This is a genomic window from Janthinobacterium leeuwenhoeki (genome assembly GCF_051380795.1).
Taxonomy (GTDB): domain Bacteria; phylum Pseudomonadota; class Gammaproteobacteria; order Burkholderiales; family Burkholderiaceae_D; genus Janthinobacterium.
The window spans coordinates 1-3,043 of record NZ_JBNYXT010000068.1 but is presented as its reverse complement, the minus strand read 5'-3'; the positions used below and the strand labels follow the sequence as shown (position 1 = coordinate 3,043).

2 protein-coding genes are annotated in these 3,043 nt (G+C 57.7%); both read left to right on the top strand.

The genetic code is table 11. From position 1 onward, the window contains the following. Positions 1-256 precede the first annotated feature (256 nt). Positions 257-526 (top strand): 30S ribosomal protein S15, encoded by a 270-nt coding sequence (gene rpsO, locus ACQ4WS_RS25365; protein WP_010399743.1) that lies wholly within the window; start codon positions 257-259, stop codon positions 524-526. Between the two features lie 221 nt (positions 527-747). Next, complete coding sequence (gene pnp, locus ACQ4WS_RS25360; RefSeq protein WP_426070619.1) at positions 748-2,865, top strand: polyribonucleotide nucleotidyltransferase; 2,118 nt, start codon at positions 748-750, stop codon at positions 2,863-2,865. Positions 2,866-3,043: the final 178 nt, after the last annotated feature.

Below are 3,043 nucleotides of genomic sequence, written 5' to 3'. Positions count from 1 at the left end.
GGGATCTCAGCACTTCCTTGTCGCTCATCTGCGTCACCATGATTTCGTGCCCGTTTATCCCAAAAGGGGACATTACTACTTTGCACGAAGGGGACATTACTACTTTGGGCTAACAAAAGCGCGCACGGCAGGATACAGGCGGGCATTTTTCCGATATACTTGCGCGTCTGGTTGGCAGCATAGGCCAGTATTTTAATAATCGTAGTTCACGGTGGATAGGGTTCAGACTCTGTGCACCGCATGTGAAAGGTTTATCATGACAGTAGAAAACATCAACAAAGCCGCTATCATCGCGGACAACGCACGTGGTCAAAACGACACCGGCTCCCCTGAAGTGCAAGTTGCACTGCTGACAGCTCGCATCAACGAACTGAACGGCCACTTCAAAGCCCACTCGAAAGATCACCACTCCCGCCGCGGCCTGATCATGATGGTCAACCGTCGTAAGAGCCTGTTGTCTTACCTGAAGGCTAAAGACGCTACCCGTTATCGCGACCTGATCGCTAAACTTGGTCTGCGCAAGTAATTTTTGCCGTACAAGGTTTATACAGAAATGCCTGCGCCAGTTCGCTGACGCGGGCATTTTGTCATTTGAATTCCGGATTTATATCTGTAAGTAAAGTATTCTCTTACCGATATCATGTTTTAAAAGTAAAGTGGTAAAGGTGGCAACGATTTTTCCGCCGCCTGTGGTGAGGTGAACGACAGCCCCTGAAAATCTGTCGGCAATTAGAAAAGGGATACCCCATGTTTAACAAAGTTACGAAAACCTTCCAGTACGGTCAACACCAGGTGACCCTGGAAACGGGCGAAATCGCACGTCAGGCATCCGGCGCAGTGCTGGTGTCGATCGAAGATACCGTCGTTCTGGCAACGGTGGTGGCACGCAAAGATGCCAAGCCAGGCCAGGATTTCTTCCCTTTGACGGTTGATTATGTCGAGAAAACCTATGCTGCCGGTAAAATCCCGGGCGGTTTTTTCAAGCGCGAAGGCCGTCCTTCCGAAAAAGAAACACTGACATCGCGTCTGATCGACCGTCCTATCCGTCCGCTGTTCCCGGAAGGCTACCTGAATGAAGTGCAAGTCATCATTCACGTATTGTCGGTCAACCCTGAAATCGATCCGGACATCGCCGCCATGATCGGCGCATCGGCCGCCCTGTGCGTCTCGGGCGTGCCTTTCAGCGGCCCGATCGGCGCTGCGCGCGTCGGTTACGCCAACGGCCAGTACATCCTGAACCCGACCGTCCAGCAACTGAAAACGTCGGAAATGGACCTGGTTGTCGCCGGTACCGAAACGGCCGTGCTGATGGTCGAATCGGAAGCGAAACAGCTGTCCGAAGAAATCATGCTGGGCGCCGTGGTCTTCGGCCACGACCAGATGAAAGTCGTCATCGACGCGATTCACGACCTGGTGCGTGACGGCGGCAAGCCGGAAGTGGAATGGGCGCCTGCGCCGAAAAACGAAGCACTGATCGCCCGCGTCGCGCATTTCGCCAACGCCAAGATCAATGACGCATATCAAACCAAGGATAAGCAAGAGCGTACGGCCAAGCTGAAAGCAGCGACGTCGGAAGTGATCGCCGATCTGTCGGCCGAAGCGGCTGCCGCCGGCGGCGCGTCCATCGACAGCGCGGAAGTGAACAACATCCTGTTCGACATCGAAGCGAAAATCGTGCGTACGCAAATCCTGGACGGCGAGCCACGCATCGACGGCCGCGACACGCGCACCGTGCGTCCGATCTCGATCCGCACCAGCGTGCTGCCACGCACCCACGGTTCGGCCCTGTTCACGCGCGGCGAAACGCAAGCGCTGGTCGTGGCAACTTTGGGCACCGCCCGCGACAGCCAGAAGATCGACGCGCTGATGGGCGAGTTCACCGATTCGTTCATGCTGCATTACAACATGCCTCCGTTCGCCACCGGCGAAACGGGCCGTGTCGGTACGCCGAAACGCCGCGAAATCGGCCACGGCCGCCTGGCCAAGCGCGCGCTGATCGCCGCCCTGCCAGCAGCTGAAGAGTTCAGCTACTCGGTGCGCCTGGTATCGGAAATCACGGAATCGAACGGTTCTTCGTCGATGGCTTCGGTCTGCGGCGGCTGCCTGGCACTGATGGACGCCGGCGTGCCAATGAAAGAACACGTGGCCGGTATCGCCATGGGCCTGATCAAGGAAGGCGGCAAGTTTGCCGTGCTGTCCGACATCCTGGGCGACGAAGATCACCTGGGCGACATGGACTTCAAGGTAGCCGGTACCCGCAACGGTATCACGGCGCTGCAGATGGACATCAAGATCATGGGCATCACCAAGGAAATCATGCAAGTGGCACTGGCGCAAGCCAAGGAAGGCCGCGAGCACATCCTGGGCGAAATGCAAAAAGCCATGCCGCACGTCAAAACCGAACTGTCCGATTTCGCACCGCGTCTGATCACCATCAAGATCAACCCGGAAAAAATCCGTGACGTGATCGGCAAGGGCGGCGCCGTGATTCGCGCGCTGACCGAAGAGACGGGCACCCAGATCGACATCAGCGACGAAGGCGTGGTCACCATCGCTTCCGTCGACGCTGCTGCCGGCCAGGAAGCCAAGCGCCGCATCGAAGAACTGACCGCCTCCGTCGAAGTGGGCAAGACCTACGAAGGCACCGTGCTGAAACTGCTGGACTTCGGCGCCATCGTGCAAGTCATGCCAGGCAAGGACGGCTTGCTGCACATCAGCCAGATCGCCAACGAGCGCGTCAACGCCGTGGCCGATTACCTGAAAGAAGGCCAGCTGGTGCGTGTCAAAGTGCTGGAAACGGACGACCGCGGCCGTCTGAAGCTGTCGATGAAAGCTGCTGAAGGCAACGAAGCGCCAGCCGCTTAAGTTAGTCTGAGTGCGGCTTCGGCCGCATGCTCAACAACCGCCAGCGCGCAAGCCCTGGCGGTTTTTTACGGTGCGCCCGGCAGGGCGCACTCACTGGGAGGTGCAAGTCCTCTACTCGCCCGACAAGGGGAAGAGTTAGCTGAACGGCAAGGGTGCCGCGGGCGACTGCGGATCTGGA